Raw genomic sequence first — 22,312 nt, 5'->3', positions numbered from 1 at the left:
GTATTAACCGATAGAACCTTCCATCTCGAACTTGATAAGGCGATTCATCTCAACGGCATATTCCATTGGAAGTTCTTTTGTAAATGGCTCGATAAAGCCCATAACGATCATTTCTGTCGCTTCTTCCTCAGAAACACCGCGGCTCATTAAGTAAAACAGTTGCTCTTCAGATACTTTGGACACTTTTGCTTCATGCTCGAGTGAAATATTGTCATTTAAAATTTCATTGTACGGGATCGTATCAGATGTAGATTGGTTATCCATAATGAGTGTATCACACTCAATGTTTGAACGAGCTCCCTCGGCTTTGCGGCCAAAATGGACAATTCCGCGGTATGTTACTTTTCCGCCATGCTTCGAAATAGACTTTGAAACAATAGTGGAAGAGGTGTTTGGCGCCAAATGAATCATTTTTGCTCCGGCATCCTGGTGCTGTCCTTTGCCGGCGATAGCAATCGACAAGGTTAATCCGCGCGCGCCTTCACCCTTCAAAATAACCGCCGGATATTTCATTGTCAGCTTGGAACCGATGTTTCCATCAATCCATTCCATTGTGGCATTTTCTTCACATACCGCGCGCTTTGTTACAAGGTTATACACGTTATTTGCCCAGTTTTGGATCGTTGTGTAACGGCAATAGGCATTTTTGCGAATAACAATTTCAACGACTGCACTATGAAGAGAATTGGTTGTATAAACTGGAGCTGTACAGCCTTCTACATAATGGACAGAAGAGTCCTCATCAACGATAATCAACGTACGCTCAAATTGCCCCATATTCTCCGAGTTAATGCGGAAATATGCCTGCAGCGGCGTATCCACCTTTACACCTGGCGGCACATAGATAAAGGAGCCGCCTGACCATACCGCTGAATTGAGCGCCGCAAACTTATTATCGGTTGGCGGAATAACCGTCGCCCAATATTTACGGAAAATCTCTTCGTTTTCTTTTAACGCGGAATCCGTGTCCTTAAAGACAATTCCAAGGGATTCCAAGTCTTCTTTCATGTTATGATAAACTACTTCAGATTCATATTGCGCAGAAACACCAGCTAAATACTTTTGTTCTGCTTCCGGAATGCCAAGCTTGTCAAAGGTTTGCTTAATTTCTTCCGGCACTTCATCCCATGAGCGTTCTGCACGCTCAGATGGCTTCACGTAGTAGTTGATTTCATCAAAGTTTAAAGCTGATAAGTCTCCGCCCCATTGCGGCATCGGCATATTATAAAAATGCTCCAATGATTTCAGACGGAAGTCCAGCATCCACTGCGGCTCATCTTTCAGCTTGGAGATTTCTTCAACAATTTCACGTGTCAAGCCCCGCTCTGAACGGTACACTGAAACGTCTTTGTCTTTAAAGCCGTATTTGTAATCCCCGATCTCCGGCATTTTTTTCGCCATGTTTCATTCCTCCTGTTAGTCTTATTATTCTTGCTCAGATAAGCCTTTTTCCATAGCCTTCCACGCAAGTGTCGCACATTTAATGCGTGCTGGAAATTTGGCTACTCCCTGTAATGCTTCAATATCGCCAAGATCCAAGTCATTTGGATAATCATTTCCTTGCATCATGTCTGAGAAGATTTTCGACATTTTCAACGCTGTTTCGATCTCTTTGCCTTTGATCGCCTGTGTCATCATGGAAGCGGAAGCCATTGAAATGGAACAGCCCTCCCCTTCAAACTTTGCTTCTGACACTTTGCCATCTTCAACATCCATTGTCAAATGAATACGGTCCCCGCAAGTCGGATTATTCATATCGATCGTTAATGATCCTTCGTCCAATTGCCCTTTGTTGCGCGGGTTTTTATAATGATCCATAATAACTTGACGGTAAAGCTGATCTAAATTATTAAAAGACATCGCTGAAATACTCCTTTGTTTTAACGAGTCCTTGGACGAGTCTGTCTATATCTTCTTCTGAATTATACACATAAAAGCTTGCTCGTGCTGTCGCTGAACAGTTTAACCATTTCATCAGCGGCTGGGCACAGTGATGGCCGGCACGGACAGCAATTCCTTCCGCATCAAGCACAGTCGCCACATCATGCGGATGCACATCGCCCAAGTTAAATGTAACAAGTCCGGCGCGCTTTTCGCCGGCAAGCGGTCCATAAATCGTCATGCCTTCAATCGTGCTCATTTTTTCCATCGCATAGTCAGCTAAACGGTGCTCGTACTGCTCAATTTCATCCAGTCCGATTTCTTCCAGAAAATCAATCGCCGCTCCAAGACCAATGGCTCCTGCAATAATCGGTGTACCTCCTTCGAACTTCCAAGGAAGTTCTTTCCAAGTGGAATCGTACAGTCCGACAAAATCAATCATTTCACCGCCGAATTCGATCGGCTCCATCTTTTCCAGATGCTCTTTCTTCCCGTACATGACACCGATACCTGTTGGCCCGCACATTTTATGCCCGGAAAAAGCAAGAAAATCACAATTTAAATCCTGGACATCGATTTTCATATGAGGAGCTGTTTGCGCTCCATCTACGACCATAACCGCACCTTTTTGATGAGCAATTTCTGCAATTTCCTTTATCGGGTTGATCGTGCCAAGCACGTTAGACACCATCATAATAGATACAATTTTCGTCTTTTCAGTAATCATTTCCCTGGCATCCTCAAGTAAAACCGATCCGTTCTCTTGAAGCGGCAAATATTTCAGCACGGCTCCTTTTTCTTTAGCGAGCTGCTGCCACGGGATAATATTGCTGTGATGCTCCATATACGTAATGACGATTTCGTCGCCCTCATTTACATTGGCGCGTCCGTAACTTTGTGCAATCGTATTAAGCGCTGTTGTCGTTCCCCGGGTAAATACAATTTCTTCACGCGCTTTTGCATGGATGAACTTGCGCACCTTATCGCGCGCTCCTTCATAAGCATCTGTCGCCCGGTTGCCAAGCGTATGCACTCCCCGGTGTACATTCGAATTATATTCACGGTAGTATTTATCAAGCGCCTCAATGACCTGTACAGGCTTTTGAGAAGTCGCTGCATTATCTAAATAGACAAGCGGATGGCCGTTCACTTCTTGATCAAGGATAGGAAAATATTTCTTGATTTCCAGCGCGTTCATCAGCGTACTTTCCTTTCAATGACTCTAGTTAGCTGCTGCTTCACACCTTCAATTGGCATTTTCTCCACTACAGGCGCCAAGAATCCATGAATGATTAGACGCTCTGCTTCGTGGCGGCTGATTCCGCGGCTCATTAAATAATAAAGCTGGAGCGGATCGACACGGCCGACAGACGCCGCATGTCCCGCCGTTACGTCATCTTCATCAATAAGAAGGATCGGATTGGCGTCCCCACGCGCTTTTTCGCTAAGCATAAGCACTCTTGATTCCTGCTCAGCATTCGATTTAGAAGCACCGTGCTCGATTTTGCCGATTCCATTAAAAATAGATTTAGCCGCATCTTTCATAACGCCGTGCTTTAAAATATAACCTTCTGTATGCTTGCCAAAATGAACGACCTTTGTTGTGAAGTTTTGAGACTGGCTTCCGCGGCCGACAACGACTTGTTTAGTATCCGCAAATGAACCGTCTCCAATTAAATTTGTTACGTTTTCAGAGACAGTATCTCCATCATTCATCATACCTAAAGCCCATTCAATACGGGCATCGCGGCCTGTGACCCCGCGGCGGTTGACGTAAGTAGTTGTTCCGCTTGCCAAGTTGTCCACTGCACCGTAAACCACTTTAGCATTCGTGCCGGCAACTACTTCTGCCACAATGTTAACAACTCCGCTTTCTGCTGCAACGGTTGACACATAGTTTTCCACATAAGTAACCGCACTGTTATCATCTGCCACAACAAGCACATGATTAAATAGTGCCGCCTCTGAATTATCTTGAAGATATACCGCCTGAATCGGCTCTTTTACTTCAACATTCTTTGGCACATATAAGAAAGCTCCGCCATTCATTAAAGCAGCATGCAGAGCCGTCAGCTTGTGTTCATCCGGTTGAACGGCACTTGTCATGAAATATTTTTGAACGAGGTCGCTATGCTCGCGAACGGCCGTAGCGATATCTGTAAAAATAACGCCTTGCCCTGCCAACTCCTCGGAAATAGAGAGAAACGCAGGTGTTTGATTGCGTTGAATGTAAAGAGTTTTATTTGCTTCTTCCATATTAATCAGCGTTTTTACTTCTTCCGGCAGTTCTTCCAGAGAAGAAAAAGGTTCGCTTGTTACTGTATGAGACGGGAACTGTGTAAAGTTCCAATTTGTAATCTTTGTTTTGTCTGCTTTTGGCAGCGGGAGTTCCTCTGCTTTCTCAAGAGCTGCCAAGCGTAAATCCGCCAGCCATTGTCCTTCGCCTTTTTCTGCTGAAAAAGAGCGGATATACTCTCGATCTACTGGTAGGTTTGTTTCTACAGTCATGTCCGTCCTCCTAGTTATCCATCTTTCGTCTATCGATAAAAAGCCGCTTCTTTGCTTGCGCCTAGCCGCACACGGGAGCATAACTTACGCTGGCTGTGCAGTAAATAGTGCCGCACAGCCAGCTTATGATATGTTTAAAGCTCCAGAGCAGTCGGCTCCGCTTTTCTTTGTCCAGCTCCAGCGGCCAGACTCTTGGGAATAAGCTGCCTCACCTGTGTGGCAAAAGGCGCCACTTCAGCGATTCAGCTTATGCCTGCCGAGTCTAAACAGCCGCTTCCGCTTTTCTTTATTGGCTTACTGTTTCGTCTTCAATGCCCAGCTCTTGCTTGATCCAGTCGTATCCTTCTGCTTCAAGGCGCTGAGCAAGTTCAGCTCCGCCTGATTTGACGACGCGGCCTTGCATCATTACGTGAACAACGTCCGGTGTAATATAGTTTAACAGGCGCTGGTAGTGAGTGATCATTAGGCAGCCGAAATCTTCGCTGCGCATTTCGTTAATCCCTTTCGCTACGACTTTTAAAGCGTCGATATCAAGACCGGAATCGATTTCATCAAGAATCGCAATTTTAGGCTTAATCATCGTCAGCTGCAAAATTTCATTTCGTTTTTTCTCTCCGCCAGAGAAGCCTTCATTTAAATAGCGCTGCGCCATATCCTGGTCCATTTCAAGCAAGTCCATTTTGGCATCCATTTCACGGATAAATTTCATTAAAGAAATTTCGTCCCCTTCTTCACGGCGGCTGTTAATCGCAGAACGAAGGAAATCAGCATTCGTTACCCCGCTAATTTCGCTTGGATATTGCATAGCAAGGAAAAGGCCGGCACGGGCACGCTCGTCCACTTCCATATCAAGGACATTTTCTCCGTCCAATTCAATGCTTCCTTGTGTTACTTCATATTTAGGATGACCCATAATAGCTGCAGATAAAGTGGATTTTCCTGTTCCGTTTGGACCCATAATTGCGTGGAACTCTCCACCTTTTATCTCAAGATTTACACCTTTTAAAATTTCTTTCCCATCAATGGATACGTGTAAATCTTTAATTGTTAATGTTGAAGCTGTCATGTTCATACCTCCGTAATCATCGAAAATGATCGATGTTTATTGTCATTCTCAATTTATTCTCATTACAATCTTATAACAAATGAAAATTATATTCAACCGGTGCGAACAAATTGTTCCGGATACTTGATGATAGTCTATTCACTATATGAAATCAAGGGAAATGACGGTTATTTCTCTCTAGGTTTCCCTTCCTTCTATTGACTTATTTACAGCCTTTTTCTTTTTCAAATCATGGAAAAAGCCAGCAGATCTGCTGGCTTTAAAATGAATGGCTTCTATAGCATCTTCTTATGAAATATGGTTTGTAAATTTGCGGTTATGATCGGCAACCAACCGTCGGCTTTCCACATATTCCTCTTCACGTTGACGTTCAACATTCATTCTCACTTCATGATTTTGGCGGTACACTTCATATCCAACTCCGCGGGATCCATGCATAGCCTTTTCCATACTTTCTGTGTACTGCAAATTCAGTGAGTTTAACGAGTTAATGGGGAATCAATCCTTTCGGTTTTTAGAATAAAAATGTCTTACAGGAACTATCGTAACAGGCTTTCCTTTTCTTTACAAAAGCCATATACCCTCTTCCTGCCGGCTCACGTGTGATTTTACGTGCTTCCTGTCACTTATATAACCGCATTCTTAAAATTTAAACCATATCCTTCTTAATTCGTAATCTTCCGAAAGCTCCCCTCGTTGCCGTACGCTTCTTAGTGAGCAGTGTTCAGCTCATTCATCGCTTCTTGGACAAGTGTGACCGCTTGACTCATGGCCGCTCCTCCGCCAAAAGCAGCAGCTACGCCCAGCGCTTCAAATATTTCCTGTTCGCTGCAGCCCTCGTCCAGGCACCCTTTTACATGATAAATAATGCAATATTCATCCTGCGAGTATACGCTAATGCCTAAAGCGATCAGCTGTTTTTCTTTTTGGGCAATTTCCCCTTCTTTAAAGCATTCCGCTGTAAATGCATTAAAATGTCCAGCCAGCCCCGGCATTTTTTTCGTAAATACACCCAGTCCTTCTTTATATTCAAGCAATGCCGCTTCTGTTGATGTCAATACTTCTTCTTCCATAAAAATAGCCTCCTCTTTTATCTTCTGGCTATGTTAAAGCCCCTGGGTTGATGTTGAACTCATTTGAAGGGAAGAAAACCCTTAAGAGGATCTCGCTCTTTCGTTTCTTCCTCCTTCATATGTACAAATGAGCAAAGCTAATATCAACGTTATGGATTAACAGAGCCGGTCTTCTTTAATATGCGGCAAGCAAAAACACTTTATTCAAACAAAGGAGCAGGCAACAACAAACCTGCAAGGGATGCCCTTGCAGGTTCTTTTCACTTCTTATTTATTAACCGGTACGATCGCGCCGTTCCACTCTTTTAAAATAAAGTCCTGAATTTCTTTAGAGTGCAGCACTTCGATCAGCGCCTTGATTTTTTCGCTGTTTTCATCCTCCTTGCGAACAGCCACAACGTTCACATAAGGGGACTCTTTATCTTCGATAGCTATCGAATCTTTTAGAGGATTTAATCCGTTATCGATCGCATAGTTGGAGTTAATCAGTACAGCATCGCCTTCTCCATTGTTGTAAGCTTGCGGAAGGAGAGCTGGCTCGTAGTTATACTCAAACTTTAAACCTTTTTTGTTTTCCTCAATATCATCCAGCGTCGATTCTTCTTTCTTGACGCCTTCTTTCAGCTTAATAAGCCCTTCTTTTTCAAGCATAGTCAAAATACGTCCATGATCTGCTACAGAGCTGCTCATTAAAATCTTTGCTCCTTTTGGAAGATCGTTAAGGCTTTTATATTTTTTAGAGTAAACACCGATCGGTTCAATATGAACGCCGCCGGCATTTACAAAGTCATAGCCATTCTCTTTCTTTTGCCCTTCAAGATAAGGGATGTGCTGGAAATAGTTTGCATCCAGATCTCCTTCTTCTAAAGACTTGTTTGGAAGCACATAATCCTGAAATGTTTCAATTTTGAGATCATAGCCTTTTTTCTCAAGCAACGGTTTAGCTTCTTCCAAAATGACCGCATGCGGAACATTGGATGCGCCAATGACGATTTCCTTATCGTCCTTGCCGCCATCTTTTCCTGCTTTCTCGTCTTTCTTATCATCTGAGCCGCCGCAGGCAGCAAGTGCAAATACTGCCAATGCAGTTAACAAAGCAAGTAACCATTTTTTCATTGTATTCCCCTCCTGAATATTTATCTCTTATCTAGTCTGTTGGTAATCAAGTCACCAATCATCTGAATCACAAACACGATAATTAAAATGACAACTGTTGCAACTAACGTGACATCACTCCGGCTGCGCTGGAATCCATCCAGATAAGCGAGGTTTCCAAGACCGCCGGCGCCGATCACACCTGCCATCGCTGTATAGCCTACGAGAGCAATGGCGGTCACAGTAATTCCGGAAATAAGAGCCGGCATCGATTCCGGGAGCAGCACTTTGAAAATGATCGTGCTTGTTTTTGCCCCCATCGCCCGCGCCGCTTCAATGACGCCTTTATCAATTTCTCGCAGACCGATTTCTACCATCCGTGCATAGAAGGGGGCTGCGCCAATAATAAGGGCGGGAAGCGCGGCATTCTCACCAATCATTGTACCAACCAGTGCTTTTGTAAATGGGATTAATAAAACGATTAAGATAATGAAAGGAATCGAACGGAAAATATTGACGAAAGCAGAGACGATACTATACATCGCTTTGTTTTCCCAAATATTCCCTTTAGCTGTTAAAAATAACAGCAGACCGAGCAGTATACCCAGGATAAAAGTCGCCAATACAGATACACCTGTCATATAAAGCGTTTCGTTGGTCGCTTCCCACATCTTTTCCCAATCTACGTTAGGGAACCATTGTTCAAGCATGGCTGATCACCTCCGAGCTGACTTCTTGCTTGTCGAGATAAGCCACCGCTTTTGCCAGTTCCTCCTGCTCGCCCGTCAAATGAACGAACAGCGAACCATACGCTCCGTTTTGCGTTTGAGAGACTTTCCCCTGTACGATATTTACCGCAATATTGAATTGGCGGATTAAATTTGTAATGACCGGCTGCTCTGCGCTTTCGCCGATAAATGTAAGCTTGACCACTTTGCTTTCAGGAAACTGTTCCAGCAAGTGCCCAATCGTTTCTTTGGATTCCTCCAATTCTGTTACTTGCTGAACAAACCGCTTGGTAATTGGCTGCTCCGGCGATTTAAATACGCTCAGCACCGGCCCAAGCTCGACGACGCGTCCAGCTTCCATGACAGCGACCCGGTGGCAAATCTTCCGGATCACATGCATTTCATGAGTGATGAGCACAATTGTCAGGCCGAGGCGTTTATTAATGTCCACAAGCAGATCTAAGATAGCGTCTGTTGTTTGCGGATCAAGCGCTGATGTCGCTTCGTCGCATAAAAGCACTTTCGGGTCATTGGCGAGCGCCCTGGCAATACCGACGCGCTGCTTTTGTCCGCCGCTCAACTGTGAAGGATAGGAATCTCCCCTTCCTTCAAGACCAACCAGCTTAATCAGCTCCTCTACCTTCTTCAGCCGCTCCTCTTTGGCTACACCGGCAATCTCCAATGGAAAAGCAATATTGTCCCGCACGGTTCTGGACCAAAGAAGGTTAAAATGCTGGAAGATCATCCCGATTTCCTGGCGAGCTTGACGCAATTCTCTCCCCTTGATTTTTGACATTTCCCTGCCGGCTACCACAACCGAACCGGAAGATGGCGTTTCTAAGCCGTTGAACATGCGGATCAATGTACTCTTTCCGGCTCCGCTGTAACCGATGATGCCAAAAATCTCTCCCTTATCTATCGTTAAATCAATATCATCTACTGCCGTCACTTTTCCATTTTTTGTGGAAAAGACTTTCTTCACGTTTTCTATTGAAATCATTCGGCGGTTTTCCTCCATTCCACCCAGAAAATAAAAAGCCTTTCTGCAAAATGAGCAGAAAGGCGTAATTTAACAGGTTCCTTTCTCTCATCTCCCAAAGCACGGGGCTTTGTGTGAATTGGCACCTTTTCAACAAGCAATTTGCTGCTGACGGTTGCCGGGCTTCATCGGGCACATCCCTCCACCTCTCTTGATAAGAGCAGTATGCAGTATATTCTTCTTAGTGGAATTGATTTTATCATTATTCCTCGAAAATTGTCAATGACTCTTTCTAAAAATGTTTTTTCATGCACTGTCAGATGTTTCATAATAAGGACGGCACAACCAGAGCAAGGATTCAAACCATAGTTTCACCTGGTAAAAACCTGATACTTCCACCGCCCCCATTGCTTCATACAAGCGCAGCTGTCCTTGGCCTTCTAAAAGGGGTTCCACTCTTCCTGTCAGCTTTAAATGCCAATGATCTGTGCTTTCCTTTGAAAACTCTATCCCTTGATGACTGATCACCAGCAGCCAGCTTTCCTCTTCTCCTGTTAACAGGACACGCACCGGTTCGAGCGGGAGCAATGGCCAGATATGCGTTCTTCCCTGGCAAGCTGCCTGTACAGACGCTAACTTTTCTTTCATTTTTATTTCCCCCTCTGCTCTCTTTCACTTTAACTATAACTTCCAAGCAAAGGGGAAATTTCCTTTATTAATTGCTCGACAAAGTGCGCGGTGTCCGGCGCATATTTTGACAAAATGAATGCAAGAATCAGCGTACTGGACACACAAAGCTGTCCTAAAAAAAGCCGTTCCCATCAAGGAAACGGCTTTCAAGTATATTGATTCAGCTTTTCATATATATAAGGTACAGACTGGAAAGCATAAATTTTTTCCATCAGTTGTCCTTCTTGAAAAATCAGCAGGCACGGTACGCTCTCCACACCATAGCGAATAGCAAACTCTTCATGATAGTTTACATCCAGTCGACCCCATGCAAAATGGCGGGCAACCTTCTCTGCAACCTCTACCATTTTCCCTGCCAGCTGGCAGGTTCCGCATAGCGGAGTGTATGCATAAACAGCTGCTAAACGGTTTGATTGGATCATGCCGCTGATCTCTTGTTCCTTCTGCATGTTATCCATCCTTTTGCAAAAACTCTCCGTGTACATCAATATTGGCGCCAAGCAGCACAGAAGCCAGATGACGGTAAGGAGCGGTAGCAACTTCTTTATAGACGCGGTCAATATATAAATGGCGGGCTTCAGGCAGCTCGCGAATAAATTGCCGGCGCAGCTTTTCTCCTGCCTGATCAGCATCCACAAGGATGTAGACATCATGTCCTTCCAGGATATCAATCAGCTCATCCAGCCGGCTTAATCCGATTGTGCCATTGGTACAAATGATTTCTACAGGTTCTCTCACAATCTCCTGTACTTTCTTCCGGTCTGAAGCCCCTTCCACAATAATTGTTTTTTCTGTACGCATACATATCCCTCCACCGTCTGAATATCTTGCCTTACAGTTCGACCTGTCTTTGAGGGCCACTTGAAAAAATGGCAAAAGAACACTTCCTGAGCTGGAAGTGTTCTTTGATCATTAATTAATCTTCCTGTGTCATTTCGTCATACTGCTCAGCGGTCATTAAGTTGTCCAGTTGAGCAGAATCAGATAATTCGACAACGACCATCCATGCTTTCTCATATGGTGATTCGTTCACGAATTCAGGATTATCGTCAAGCTCCTCGTTGACTTCAACCACTTTCCCGCTGACAGGAGCATATAGCTCAGAAACCGTTTTAACAGACTCCACGCTGCCAAATGGCTCATCAGCTGTGATTTCGTCTCCTACAGATGGAAGCTCAACAAACACGATATCCCCCAGCTCGGATTGCGCAAAATGCGTAATTCCAATACGGACTTTATCTCCTTCTGTTTTTACCCATTCATGCTCTTCTGAATAACGCAATTCTTTCGGTGTGCTCATGCAAATCCCTCCATTACCTGATCTCAATTAAAACTTTACTTATTATAAAGGCATAAAGCAAGAAAAACAGGCTTTATGCACCCTTTACAACCACTGCTTTTCAAATTGATCTTCTTTAAAGCCGACTGTTACGTTTTCGCCATTTGTCGTTAGCGGCCGCTTAATAAGCATGCCATCAGAAGCGAGCAGCTCCAGCAGCTCTTCCTCGGAAGCGGTACCTATCTTATCTTTCAACCCAAGCTCGCGATATTTTTTGCCGCTCGTATTGAAAAACTTTTTTAATTCCAGCCCGCTTTTTTGATAAAGCTCTTTTAATTCTTCCTTAGAAGGCGGTTGTTCCACAATATGTATTTCTTGAAAAGCAACATTATGTTCTTCGAGCCATTTCTTCGCATTGCGGCACGTTCCGCACTTCGGATACCAGTAAAACGTTAATGCCATTCTTTCATCAGCCTCCTCTTGTGCACAGCATCAGGCTTAAGACTATTTTCGCTATCTTTCTTGAATCTCCTGCCTTGCTAATTAAAATATAACTCCTTTTTATATAAAAGACAAAGCAAGTGCATAATGAAAGTTTACTTTCCAGTCACCCCCCAGCAGCAAGCACTAAAAACGCCCTGAAATATGACTTTTCAGGGCGCAGCTTCTTCCATCAAACGATATACTTTTCCGCTGCAATTAAGCGGTCTGCTGCTTCACGCTTTTTAGCGATGACATTTATCGGAGTGTATCTCGTTAACTTACGGAGCACCGACATCATCATACGCAATGTATCGCCTTCTTCAACCGCGATCAGCGTCTCTTTTGCGTCAGCTTCAATTTGATTGAATGCTTCCTGGCAGAAAATTTGCGTATACAGCAATTTTTGCTTTGCTTTTTCCTCTCCCGCTTTGGCTATCGCTTTTTCTGTTCGCAGTACGACAGACTCCATCGCATAAAGGTTGTTGACGATATCAGCGATATTGGCTAACACCTCTTGCTCTTTCTCAAGTGCTTTCCCATATTTTTGAACGGCCAAGCCAGCGGCGAGCAATCCTATTTTCTTGGCATTCTTCACTAGGTACTTTTCCTGCTCAAGCGTCTCCGTGCCAACTTCCTCCGGCATCAGCATCATCACTTCGCTTTGCAGTTCCTTTGCTTTTTCAAACAGCGGCAGTTCGCCTTTGAATGCTTTGCGGACATAGGTGCCCGGCACAAGCAGGCGGTTAATTTCATTCGTCCCTTCAAAAATACGGTTGATGCGGGAATCACGATACATTCTGGCAATTTCATATTCTTCCATGAACCCGTAGCCTCCATGAATTTGGACACCTTCGTCAACTACATAATCAAGCACTTCAGATCCAAAGAATTTGCCAAGTGAGCATTCGATTGCATATTCAGCTATAGAAGCTGCCACCGCCAAGCCGTCCTTTTGTTCTTCTGCTGAAAGCTGGCTCATCCGATCTTCGAAATAACCGACTGTGCGGTAAATGGCACTTTCACTCGCATAAATTTTAGAAGCCATGTTGGCAAATTTCTCTTTCATAAGATTAAAAGAAGAAATCGGCGTTTTAAACTGCTGGCGCCCGTTTGCATACTTTAAGGAAATGTCCAGCGCCCGCTTGGAGCTTCCAACCGCGCCAACCCCTAATTTATAGCGGCCGATATTTAAAATGTTAAAGGCAATTACATGGCCTCTTCCAGCTTCACCAAGCAAGTTTTCTTTCGGCACTTCGGCATCTTGTAAGATAAGCGTGCGCGTGGACGAGCTTTTAATTCCCATTTTATCTTCTTCTGCTCCAGTGGATACACCCGGAAACTCCTTTTCTACGATAAAAGCAGAGAATTTGTCACCATCGATTTTCGCGTACACAACGAATACATCAGCAAACGCCGAGTTTGTAATCCACTGCTTTTCTCCATTTAATAGATAATGAGTACCGGCAGTATTTAATTTTGCTGTTGTTTTCGCTCCCAATGCATCAGAACCGGACCCTGGCTCTGTTAAGGCATAGGCTGCAATTTTTTCTCCTGTCGCTAAAACCGGCAAGTACTTTTGCTTTTGTTCTTCATTCCCGAACAAGACAATCGGCAAGGAGCCGATTCCTACGTGCGCTCCATGAGTAATGGAAAAGCCGCCGGCAATTGACATCTTTTCCGCAATTAGCGCGGAGCTGACTTTATCAAGGTTCAGCCCGCCATACTCTTCCGGTACATCTGCACTTAGCAGTCCAAGCTCTCCCGCTTCTTGAAGCAGTTTTACTGAACGGTCAAACTCATGCTTCTCCAAATAAGGGACTTGCGGCATGACACTGTTATGAACATACTCTTCTGTTGTTTTGGCGATCATTTTTTGCTCATCAGAAAAGTCTTCCGGTGTAAACACCTGGTCGCATGTTAGATCCTCAATCAGAAATGCTCCGCCTTTAATCGCTTGTTTTTCTGTTTGGTTTGCCATATAAGATTCCTCCCATTTCCCTTTTATTCGTTGAATTTACAATAATTCAAAGACGCCAGCTGCTCCCATTCCGCCGCCGATGCACATAGAAACCATTCCGAATTGCTCCCCGCGCCGCTTCATTTCATGCAAGAGTGTCAATGTCAGCTTTGCTCCCGAGCAGCCAAGCGGATGGCCGAGAGCAATCGCTCCGCCATTTACATTTACCTTATCTTCATCTAGTCCAAGCTCTCTGATCACTTGGATCGATTGCGAGGCAAATGCTTCATTCAATTCAATGAGACCAATATCAGAAAGTTCCAGGCCTGCAAGCTTTAAGGCTTTAGGGATGGCCACAACCGGACCGACTCCCATAATTTCCGGCGGCACTCCGCCAACCGCGAATGACCGGAATTTCGCCATCGGCTTTAACCCGAGAGTCTCTGCTCTTTCCCGCTCCATGACCATCACCGCTGCAGCGCCGTCGCTCGTTTGCGAGGAGTTTCCCGCGGTAACTGTCCCCTTTGCTGAGAACGCCGGACGCAGCTTGGAAAGCACCTCCATATTTGTTCCTGGACGAACACCTTCATCCTGAGTGAATTGGATCGTCTTTTCTACTAACTTGCGATCCGCTCCCACTTGACGCATGGTTACCTCTACCGGGACAATTTCATCGGCAAATTTCCCATCGGCAATTGCTTGTGCTGCCCGCTGATGGCTTCGAACAGCGAAAGCATCTTGTTCTTCACGGGTAATACCGAACTTTTTTGCGACTTCTTCCGCGGTATGCCCCATACTCATGTAATATTCCGGCATCTCCTCGGCAATGCGCAGATTCGGACGAACAACATGGCCCATTACCGGTACAAGACTCATAGATTCCGCTCCGCCGGCAATAATTGTTTCAGCCTGGCCGGTCATGATCCGTTCAGCTGCATAGGCAATAGCCTGCAGCCCGGAAGAACAATAGCGATTGATTGTCACGGCCGGCACGTCGCAGGAAAGACCGGCGAGCGCCCCGATATTGCGGGCCATGTTTAAGCCTTGCTCCGCTTCAGGCATCGAACAGCCCATGATTAAATCATCGATTTCCCCTTCATACTTTCCGGCGCGTTTGATCGTTTCTTTTACTGCCACTGCCCCTAAATCATCCGGGCGGTATGTGGCGAGCGTTCCTTTCTTTGCCCGCCCGACAGGTGTTCTGGCGCCGGCAACGATTACCGCTTCTTTCATCAGCTCTCTCCCCCTTGCTTTTTCATCCGTACTGGAATCAGTAAACCATCTTGTTAGTTGCGCAGCGGCTTTCCTTTCACGAGCATATGCTGCATACGCTGCTGCGATTTCGGCTCAGCAATCAAGCTAAGAAAGGCCTCCCGTTCAAGGTCCAGTAAATATTCTTCATCTACCTCTGTTCCAAAGGGCAACTTTCCTCCAGCAATAACATAGGCAAGCTTCGACGCAATTTTAAAGTCATGTTCGGAAATAAATCCCGATTTCAGCATAGAACGAGCACCTAAAAGCAGCGCAGCATATCCGGTTTCCCCTACAACTGGAACTTTCTTTCTTTTTGGTGCCCGGTAATTGTTTTCATAAAGATACAAGGCAGCCTGCTTGGCATCATATAGCAGGTGGTCACTGTTCACACTGATTCCATCCGCTGCTGCAAGGAAGTTATTCTCCTTTGCTTCCGCAGCAGATGTCGACGTTTTTGCCATGGCAATCTTTTCAAACACCTGATTAGCCACCGCCTGCAAGTCAAATGGCACACCATTTGCCATGTTCTCTAGATGTCTGATATACAGCTCTTTGTTTCCGCCGCCGCCCGGAATCAGTCCGACACCAACTTCCACAAGTCCCATATATGTTTCTGAGCTTGCTTGAATATGCGCAGCCGGAAGGCAAACTTCCGCCCCTCCGCCCAGTGTCATCGCAAATGGGGCAGCGACAACAGGCTTGCTGCAGTATTTCACTTTCATCATCGCTTGCTGGAATCCTTTTACAACCATCTCAACTTCCCAGAGGTTGTCATCTTGGACCTCCAGCAAAATCATAGCTAAATTTGCGCCAACACAGAAATTCTTGCCCTGGTTTCCAATTACGAGACCTTTATAATGCTTCTCCGTTTCATCAACCGCGTAGTTCACCATTTGAACGATGTCCGCCCCAATGGCATTGTTCGGAGAATGAAATTCAAGCAATACCACTCCGTCGCCGATATCAATCAAGCTGGCGCCGCTGTTCTTTTTCAAAACTTTCCCTTGTTTCTTCAGCTTTTTTAAGTCAATCACTTTCTCGCTGATCGGCACCTTTTGATACTCTCCCTGGTGATAAAAATACCTTTCGCCGTCTTCTTCTTTATAGAAAGATGGATGATCACTTTTCGCCAGCTCCTTCACCCACTCAGGCACATCCAGTCCGCTGGCTTCCATTTTTTGAAGAGAGGTTTCTAGGCCGATCGCGTCCCATATTTCAAAGGGACCTTGCTCCCAGCCGAAGCCCCATTTCATGGCCTGATCGATTGAAACTATGTCATCGGCAATTTCTCCTGTCAATCGAGCGGAGTAAACGAGGACTGGCGCGATAGTGTTCCATAAGAAGCTCCCTGCTTGATCCTCACTGTAAATGAGCGTTTTCCATGTTGCTGCTAATCCTTTTTGCTGCTTCGCTAACTCTATTGAAGCCGCTTTCAATTTCTTTCGTTCATGATATTCCAGTGTTTCTGGATTAATCTCCAAGATGGACTTGCCTTCTTTCTTAAAAAAGCCCTGCCCGCTTTTTGCGCCGATCCAGCCGTTATCACGCATCTTCTTCATGAATGCCGGTACGTCAAACACTTGCTTTTCTTCCCCTTCTACTTGCTCGTAGACGTTGTTGGCCACATGAATAAATGTATCAATACCAACAACATCAAGCGTGCGGAATGTTGCACTTTTCGGACGGCCGATCAAAGGGCCTGTGATCGAATCTACTTCCCCGGCGGAAAGACCGGAAGTCATCATTTCTTGAACGGTTTTCAGCAAGCCGTATGTGCCGATACGATTAGCAATAAAATTGGGTGTATCCTTAGCGACGACAACTCCTTTGCCGAGTATATCCTCACCAAATTGCTTCATATAGTCGAGCACTTGCGGATCTGTGTCTTTTGTCGGAATTACTTCAAGCAGTTTTAAGTACCGAGGCGGATTAAAAAAGTGGGTGCCGAGAAAATGACGGCGGAATTCTTCTGACCGCCCTTCTGCCATAGCTTCGACAGATATTCCTGAAGTATTGGAGCTGACAATGCTTCCCGGCTTGCGGTATCTTTCAACCTTTTCAAATAACTGTTTTTTTACTTGTAAATTCTCTACTACTACTTCAATAATCCAATCTGCATCTTTTAATTGCTCCGCATGGTCCTCTAGGTTCCCTGCTGTAATCAACTGTATGTTTTCTTTAGATGTCAGCGGGGCAGGTTTTTGTTTCAATAGCCTTTTTAACGCGTGCGCAGCCAATTTATTTCGGACCTCTGCGTCGTTAAGCGTTAAACCTTTTTTTTCCTCTTCTTTTGTAAGCTCGCGCGGAATAATATCTAATAATAAAGTCGGGATGCCGATATTCGCCAAATGAGCAGCAATGCCTGAACCCATTACTCCTGATCCTAAAACAGCGGCCTTTTGAATATGCTGAACCAACATTTTTTCCCCCTTACATCTTTTGAATGAATACTCATTCATTATTTATATTACTAATATAACTCAACACTCCATTTGGTGCAACGGGTAAAGAAGGAAAAATGAAAATTTTCAAACTTTATCAATTTTAAATAAAATATTACTTAACAAAATAAAAGCTGTTGCTAAAAACTCCAAGCAACAACTTAAATCACTAACATACATATCGCCCCATTATATGAATGTCCGCTGCTCCGATATCTTTTCTTCTGACAAAATCACAAAAGCGACATGCCCATGCCTTTATCCAGTCGTTCAACCATTCATAGCATCAACAGCCCTGCAAGCAAGTCGCCATTACTTAAAAAATCTTTAATCTCTTCAATTGAAATACCTAGCTTTTTCGCCTCCCATATTAAATCTACCCATTCCTGATCAATAAATTGACCTTCCTGCATTACTTTACCCCCTAATACAGGCAACCCAGCCATCTTAGTGATATTCACCTTAGACCTGTGGCTTTGCGTCCTTATCTTTCAATAAGTTTGCCTTTTTCATAGATTCTTTATTTTTAAGCTCTGTTCAAGACCTGGTTGCTTTTTTATCTCTTTCTTTGTAGGCCTGCACTTTTCTCGCTCTGTTTTGTCTAGGGGTGTGATTCACTCGCTTTTCCCTCCGTGGTGAATAACTGAGAAATCAGTATAAACTACTAATAGCACCTATTTTTTATAGTCTAATTTTACCGTATTATTTATTGCAAGCGCATTATTTTTCGTTATACATCTTTCGCTAATAGCTTGTCAGCTCTTCTATATTATTGTCGGTTTCCCGGGAAATAGTTAATATACATTGCTAAGAAAAAATATCCTCTATTCTATCCCATTATTTTTACAGTTTTTTACTTTCGTAAAATTTTCACTTGAATTTGAAAATCATTATCAATTATAGTTGACATTCATTCTCAATTGGAATATGATAAATGCATGAACAGCTTACTTGTCCCGTTGCTGTTCTGTCATCGGAAAAAATAATATGCACAACGGCCATGCGGTTGCCCACCAGCATGGCCCCCCTTTGCAAACAAAGCGGCCGGAAATTTCCGGCCGCTCATTTAATAATAGAGAACATTCACTTTTCTGCACTTCACACAAGTTTCATAGTATTGGTTTCCTTGAAATTGATGATCACAGTTTTGTTGGATGAATTGCAGGCGATTCTGCAAGAATAGAAGCTTTATTTTTAATTGATTGATCTCTTCTTCAATTTTATGGACATTCATGGACATTCCTCCCGCAGTTACTGATACACCTGGCTGCCGGCTTGCTTAAATTCCTCTGCTTTTTCTTCCATTCCCTTTCTGATTGCTTCGTTTGTATCCAGTTTGTTTTCTTTTGCATAGTTACGGATATCTTGAGAAATTCTCATGCTGCAAAATTTCGGACCGCACATGGAACAGAAATGGGCCGTTTTTGCCCCTTCGGCAGGCAACGTCTCATCATGATATTCCAGCGCGCGTTCAGGATCGAGTGATAAGTTAAATTGGTCTTTCCAGCGAAATTCAAATCGCGCTTTTGACAGGGCGTCATCCCTTTTATGAGCACCGGGGTGCCCTTTAGCCAGGTCGGCGGCATGAGCCGCAATTTTATAAGTCACCACACCTGTGCGCACATCATCCCGGTTAGGCAAGCCTAAATGCTCTTTCGGTGTGACATAACAGAGCATTGCCGTGCCGTACCAGCCAATCATCGCTGCTCCGATAGCTGAAGTAATATGATCATAGCCCGGAGCAATATCGGTTGTCAGCGGGCCGAGTGTATAAAATGGCGCCTCTTGGCAAACCTCCAGCTGCTTATCCATATTTTCTTTAATCAGGTGCATCGGCACATGGCCAGGACCTTCTACCATCACTTGCACATCATGCTCCCAAGCGATCTTCGTCAGCTCTCCAAGTGTTTCTAATTCAGCAAATTGCGCTTCGTCGTTTGCATCGGCAATCGATCCGGGGCGCAATCCATCTCCAAGGGAAAAGGAAATATCATACGCTTTCATAATTTCACAAATTTCTTCAAAGTGAGTATACAAAAAGTTTTCTTGATGATGATACAAACACCATTGCGCCATAATCGAACCGCCGCGGGAAACGATCCCTGTCATACGCTTGGCCGTCAGCGGCACATACCGAAGAAGAACACCCGCATGAATCGTAAAATAATCTACCCCTTGTTCTGCCTGCTCAATCAAAGTATCGCGATACACCTCCCAGGTAAGATCTTCTGCTATACCGTTTACCTTTTCCAACGCTTGATAAATAGGAACTGTCCCAACCGGAACCGGTGAATTGCGGATAATCCACTCGCGCGTCGTATGAATGTTCTTGCCCGTGGATAAATCCATGATGGTATCCGCTCCCCATCGGGTCGCCCATGTCATCTTTTCCACTTCCTCCTCAATGGAAGAGGAAACGGCAGAGTTGCCGATATTTGCATTGATTTTGACGTGAAAGTTGCGGCCGATAATCATTGGCTCGATTTCGGGATGATTGATATTAGCTGGAATAATCGCTCGTCCTCTTGCTACTTCTTCACGGACAAATTCAGGCGACATGTTTTCCCTCAGAGCGATAAACTCCATTTCTGGAGTGATAATGCCCTTTTTGGCATAATGAAGCTGTGTAACATTTTTCCCCTTTTTCGCCCGCAGCGGCTGACGCTCTAGTCCCGGGAAAACTTGATGGTTTGCTCGGGGATCGTTTTCATCTTTGTAGCCATTGTCCTCAGGTTTTATTTCTCTCCCTTTATAGCTTTCTGTATCGCTGCGCTCCTTTATCCATGGACTGCGGATAGCCGGCAGCCCCTTTGCAATATCTATCACATAAGTCGGATCAGTATATGGACCGCTCGTGTCATATACCCGCACTGGCGGATTCTCCTCTTCACCGAATGTGCCTGCCGTCGGACTTAATTGAATTTCCCGCATCGGCACCTTTATATCTGGCCGCATCCCTTTCACATATACTTTTTTACTTCCTGAAAAACTGGACATAATGGACATGTTTTTGTCGTTCAATGAAAATGTGGACATAAAAAAATCTCTCCTTTTCAGCGTATTCAGCAGTTCAGGACGAGATTCAGGGCATAACCATGCGGAAAAGCTAGCAGATACATCAAAAAAGCCGGTGTCCAACAATGGATGGACCCGGCTAATATGTATGCAGAAGCAGTCATGATCAATAATTGTTCTAACTTCCCCACGCTGGTATGAACCAGATCAGGTCCCAAGAGTCAAGAAACTTCAACGCGTTTCTTTCTCAGCCCAGCTCATTGGACTCCCCTAGTTATAACTATTCAATTTTTTTCCATTATACATGAAACTCTCTAAAAAAGCAAAGGTATTTTCAGAAAATTCCTTTTTATCTTATAGCCGTTTGTCATTCCAGAAGTTTTGGACAACATGAGCGGATGGATCATACGTCTGTAAGCGATAGCCTTCCTTCGTTAAAAATTGGAGAATCTGCGGAAGCATTTCAGCTGTAATTTTTTTCTCATGCAGCAAAATGACAACGTGCTGATCCCCTCTTTTCTTTTGCATCTTAATTCCTGCTTGAATGTTTTGCAGAATGCGCGCTTTTGAACTGGTGTTATATCTCCAGTCTTCACTGTCTATATCCCAATCCCAAAGGCGATAGCCTCTTTTTGACATGGCATCACAAAATGGCTGTTTTAAATAAGGAGAGCTGCCAAACGGAGCACGAACCAATACGGAGGACCGGCCAGTGACGCTTTTCAGTGTGCGGTTGGTCTTTTCCATTTCATTCATAAAGCTTTGCGGTGAATTATAGAGCGGGTTTACCTTGTGAGTAACACTGTGAAGAGCAAGATAGTGTCCTTCAGCAGCCGCCCTCTTTGCCGCAGCCTGGTATCTGTGAATATTCGCTTCTATATAGAAAAACGTCGCTTTCACCCGATGAGAAGCAAGTATATTTAAAATACTGGCTGATTGCTGACTTGGCCCGTCGTCAAAAGTCACATAGGCAATTGGCCCTTTAGCCGGCTGCGGGCTGTTCAAACGATCAAAAAATGATTGATTTGCCTTTAAGAATTCCTCGTTAGACAACTTGGCTCCGGCTTTTGTATAGAGGCGCACCGTGTGATTCTTGCTTAAGTAGTCCACTTGGAATCCAAACTGCTGGGCAATCCAGCGAATACCAATGTAAAATTGCCCGTTTTCTTTGTGTATAGCCGCCGAGCCGGCAGGCTTCCCGTTCAACGATGCTTCTTTCGTTTTTATGTTCACTGTCAGCTGCTGGCCATTTTTTTCAAATATGTACACTTCATCAGCCTTCTGAACCGTTTGCTTGATATACAAGTAGCGTGACAGCTTTTCAGCTGGAGCGACTGCCTGATTGTCAATAATAAACGCTTCTCCCGTAGTAAACGGCAGCATTTTGTCATGAAGTCCGATATAAATATTCTTTTTTTCGGATGCATACGCCTTTTCCACTCCGCCTACCAAAAGCAACAGCAATACAAAACTGCACATGATCATTAATTTGTTTCTCATCTTTTCATCCCTTTTCTCCCTGCTAATCTTTCTTTCTATTTTTCTCCAATATAATACATTATTTTTTCTTTTATTACAAATAGATTAAAAATATTACTTTTCGTATCAAAAAAATTCCTTTCTTAGCCATCATCACTTTTCGGATGCTCTAAAACCATGGAAAGCCAGCGGATCGCTTGCAGCCAGCCATTAAATTTTATGCAGCCAAATGACCTTTATCACTTTTTTCTGTACAGAGGGAGCTGCGATAAAAAAGGACAACACACCATGTGTGCTGTCCTCAGTCTGTAGACAAACTCAATGAAAATTGAATTTTGTCTACAGGCTTTTTAATTTTCTTGTGAATGGGGCTGTTGCTTTCCA

Annotated in this window: 22 protein-coding genes and 3 riboswitches; all 22 genes read right to left on the bottom strand. The window is 44.3% G+C overall.

The window, feature by feature from the left end:
- Positions 1 to 3: 3 nt before the first annotated feature.
- Positions 4 to 1,401, bottom strand: coding sequence for a Fe-S cluster assembly protein SufB (sufB, locus tag BBA02S_RS09420; protein ID WP_041094489.1), 1,398 nt, complete (start codon positions 1,399 to 1,401; stop codon positions 4 to 6).
- A 24-nt stretch (positions 1,402 to 1,425) separates the two neighbouring features.
- Positions 1,426 to 1,860 carry a Fe-S cluster assembly sulfur transfer protein SufU gene (sufU, locus tag BBA02S_RS09415; RefSeq protein ID WP_041113511.1) on the bottom strand — a complete coding sequence of 145 codons (435 nt, stop codon included), beginning with the start codon at positions 1,858 to 1,860 and terminating at the stop codon, positions 1,426 to 1,428.
- The gene (locus BBA02S_RS09410) at positions 1,850 to 3,079 is read right to left on the bottom strand and encodes a cysteine desulfurase (protein ID WP_041113510.1); all 1,230 of its coding nucleotides are present in this window, start codon (positions 3,077 to 3,079) and stop codon (positions 1,850 to 1,852) included. Before BBA02S_RS09410 ends, sufU begins: the two co-directional genes overlap by 11 nt.
- Positions 3,079 to 4,389: a Fe-S cluster assembly protein SufD gene (gene sufD / locus BBA02S_RS09405; RefSeq protein ID WP_041094495.1), complete on the bottom strand. Its 1,311-nt coding sequence runs from the start codon at positions 4,387 to 4,389 to the stop codon at positions 3,079 to 3,081. Before sufD ends, BBA02S_RS09410 begins: the two co-directional genes overlap by 1 nt.
- Before the next feature lie 286 nt (positions 4,390 to 4,675).
- A complete protein-coding gene (gene sufC / locus BBA02S_RS09400; protein WP_041094497.1) occupies positions 4,676 to 5,455 on the bottom strand; it encodes a Fe-S cluster assembly ATPase SufC in 780 nt (259 codons plus the stop codon).
- 288 nt (positions 5,456 to 5,743) lie between these two features.
- On the bottom strand, positions 5,744 to 5,905 hold the full coding sequence (locus tag BBA02S_RS20615; RefSeq protein WP_169799352.1) for a YuzK family famiily protein: 162 nt from the start codon (positions 5,903 to 5,905) through the stop codon (positions 5,744 to 5,746).
- 260 nt (positions 5,906 to 6,165) lie between these two features.
- On the bottom strand, positions 6,166 to 6,528 hold the full coding sequence (locus BBA02S_RS09395; protein ID WP_041094499.1) for a carboxymuconolactone decarboxylase family protein: 363 nt from the start codon (positions 6,526 to 6,528) through the stop codon (positions 6,166 to 6,168).
- Between the two features lie 267 nt (positions 6,529 to 6,795).
- Positions 6,796 to 7,644, bottom strand: a complete 849-nt coding sequence (locus tag BBA02S_RS09390) for a MetQ/NlpA family ABC transporter substrate-binding protein (RefSeq protein WP_041094501.1) — start codon at positions 7,642 to 7,644, stop codon at positions 6,796 to 6,798.
- A gap of 20 nt (positions 7,645 to 7,664) precedes the next feature.
- Positions 7,665 to 8,333 carry a methionine ABC transporter permease gene (locus BBA02S_RS09385; RefSeq protein WP_041094503.1) on the bottom strand — a complete coding sequence of 223 codons (669 nt, stop codon included), beginning with the start codon at positions 8,331 to 8,333 and terminating at the stop codon, positions 7,665 to 7,667.
- A complete protein-coding gene (locus BBA02S_RS09380) occupies positions 8,326 to 9,351 on the bottom strand; it encodes a methionine ABC transporter ATP-binding protein (protein WP_041113509.1) in 1,026 nt (341 codons plus the stop codon). Before BBA02S_RS09380 ends, BBA02S_RS09385 begins: the two co-directional genes overlap by 8 nt.
- 84 nt (positions 9,352 to 9,435) lie before the next feature.
- Positions 9,436 to 9,551, bottom strand: a riboswitch (SAM riboswitch).
- 85 nt (positions 9,552 to 9,636) lie between these two features.
- Positions 9,637 to 9,978, bottom strand: coding sequence for a hypothetical protein (locus BBA02S_RS09375; protein ID WP_041094507.1), 342 nt, complete (start codon positions 9,976 to 9,978; stop codon positions 9,637 to 9,639).
- Positions 9,979 to 10,166: 188 nt separating this feature from the next.
- Complete coding sequence (locus tag BBA02S_RS09370; protein WP_052474952.1) at positions 10,167 to 10,469, bottom strand: thioredoxin family protein; 303 nt, start codon at positions 10,467 to 10,469, stop codon at positions 10,167 to 10,169.
- Position 10,470: 1 nt separating this feature from the next.
- Positions 10,471 to 10,821 (bottom strand): toprim domain-containing protein, encoded by a 351-nt coding sequence (locus tag BBA02S_RS09365; RefSeq protein WP_041094512.1) that lies wholly within the window; start codon positions 10,819 to 10,821, stop codon positions 10,471 to 10,473.
- A gap of 115 nt (positions 10,822 to 10,936) precedes the next feature.
- Entirely contained in the window at positions 10,937 to 11,320 is a 384-nt protein-coding gene (gcvH, locus tag BBA02S_RS09360; RefSeq protein ID WP_041113508.1) for a glycine cleavage system protein GcvH, read from the bottom strand.
- Between the two features lie 84 nt (positions 11,321 to 11,404).
- On the bottom strand, positions 11,405 to 11,761 hold the full coding sequence (locus BBA02S_RS09355) for an arsenate reductase family protein (RefSeq protein ID WP_041094516.1): 357 nt from the start codon (positions 11,759 to 11,761) through the stop codon (positions 11,405 to 11,407).
- A gap of 211 nt (positions 11,762 to 11,972) precedes the next feature.
- Positions 11,973 to 13,760, bottom strand: coding sequence for an acyl-CoA dehydrogenase family protein (locus BBA02S_RS09350; RefSeq protein WP_041113507.1), 1,788 nt, complete (start codon positions 13,758 to 13,760; stop codon positions 11,973 to 11,975).
- Between the two features lie 36 nt (positions 13,761 to 13,796).
- The gene (locus BBA02S_RS09345) at positions 13,797 to 14,972 is read right to left on the bottom strand and encodes an acetyl-CoA C-acetyltransferase (RefSeq protein WP_041113506.1); all 1,176 of its coding nucleotides are present in this window, start codon (positions 14,970 to 14,972) and stop codon (positions 13,797 to 13,799) included.
- Positions 14,973 to 15,025: 53 nt separating this feature from the next.
- Positions 15,026 to 17,413, bottom strand: a complete 2,388-nt coding sequence (locus tag BBA02S_RS09340; RefSeq protein WP_052477271.1) for a 3-hydroxyacyl-CoA dehydrogenase/enoyl-CoA hydratase family protein — start codon at positions 17,411 to 17,413, stop codon at positions 15,026 to 15,028.
- A gap of 299 nt (positions 17,414 to 17,712) precedes the next feature.
- Positions 17,713 to 17,847, bottom strand: coding sequence for an anti-repressor SinI family protein (locus BBA02S_RS20275; protein WP_082027977.1), 135 nt, complete (start codon positions 17,845 to 17,847; stop codon positions 17,713 to 17,715).
- 16 nt (positions 17,848 to 17,863) lie between these two features.
- A riboswitch (cyclic di-GMP riboswitch) is annotated at positions 17,864 to 17,949 on the bottom strand.
- Positions 17,950 to 18,500: 551 nt separating this feature from the next.
- Positions 18,501 to 18,668 (bottom strand): hypothetical protein, encoded by a 168-nt coding sequence (locus tag BBA02S_RS09335; protein ID WP_041094523.1) that lies wholly within the window; start codon positions 18,666 to 18,668, stop codon positions 18,501 to 18,503.
- 17 nt (positions 18,669 to 18,685) lie between these two features.
- Positions 18,686 to 20,470: a phosphomethylpyrimidine synthase ThiC gene (thiC, locus tag BBA02S_RS09330; protein ID WP_041094525.1), complete on the bottom strand. Its 1,785-nt coding sequence runs from the start codon at positions 20,468 to 20,470 to the stop codon at positions 18,686 to 18,688.
- 146 nt (positions 20,471 to 20,616) lie between these two features.
- Positions 20,617 to 20,731, bottom strand: a riboswitch (TPP riboswitch).
- 72 nt (positions 20,732 to 20,803) lie between these two features.
- The gene (locus BBA02S_RS09325) at positions 20,804 to 21,949 is read right to left on the bottom strand and encodes a polysaccharide deacetylase family protein (RefSeq protein ID WP_052477270.1); all 1,146 of its coding nucleotides are present in this window, start codon (positions 21,947 to 21,949) and stop codon (positions 20,804 to 20,806) included.
- Positions 21,950 to 22,312 lie beyond the last annotated feature (363 nt).

The organism is Bacillus badius NBRC 15713, from assembly GCF_001591605.1.
GTDB lineage: Bacteria > Bacillota > Bacilli > Bacillales > Domibacillaceae > Pseudobacillus > Pseudobacillus badius.
Note: the sequence above shows the minus strand (reverse complement) of the source record. Positions and strands in the feature narration are given on the sequence as shown.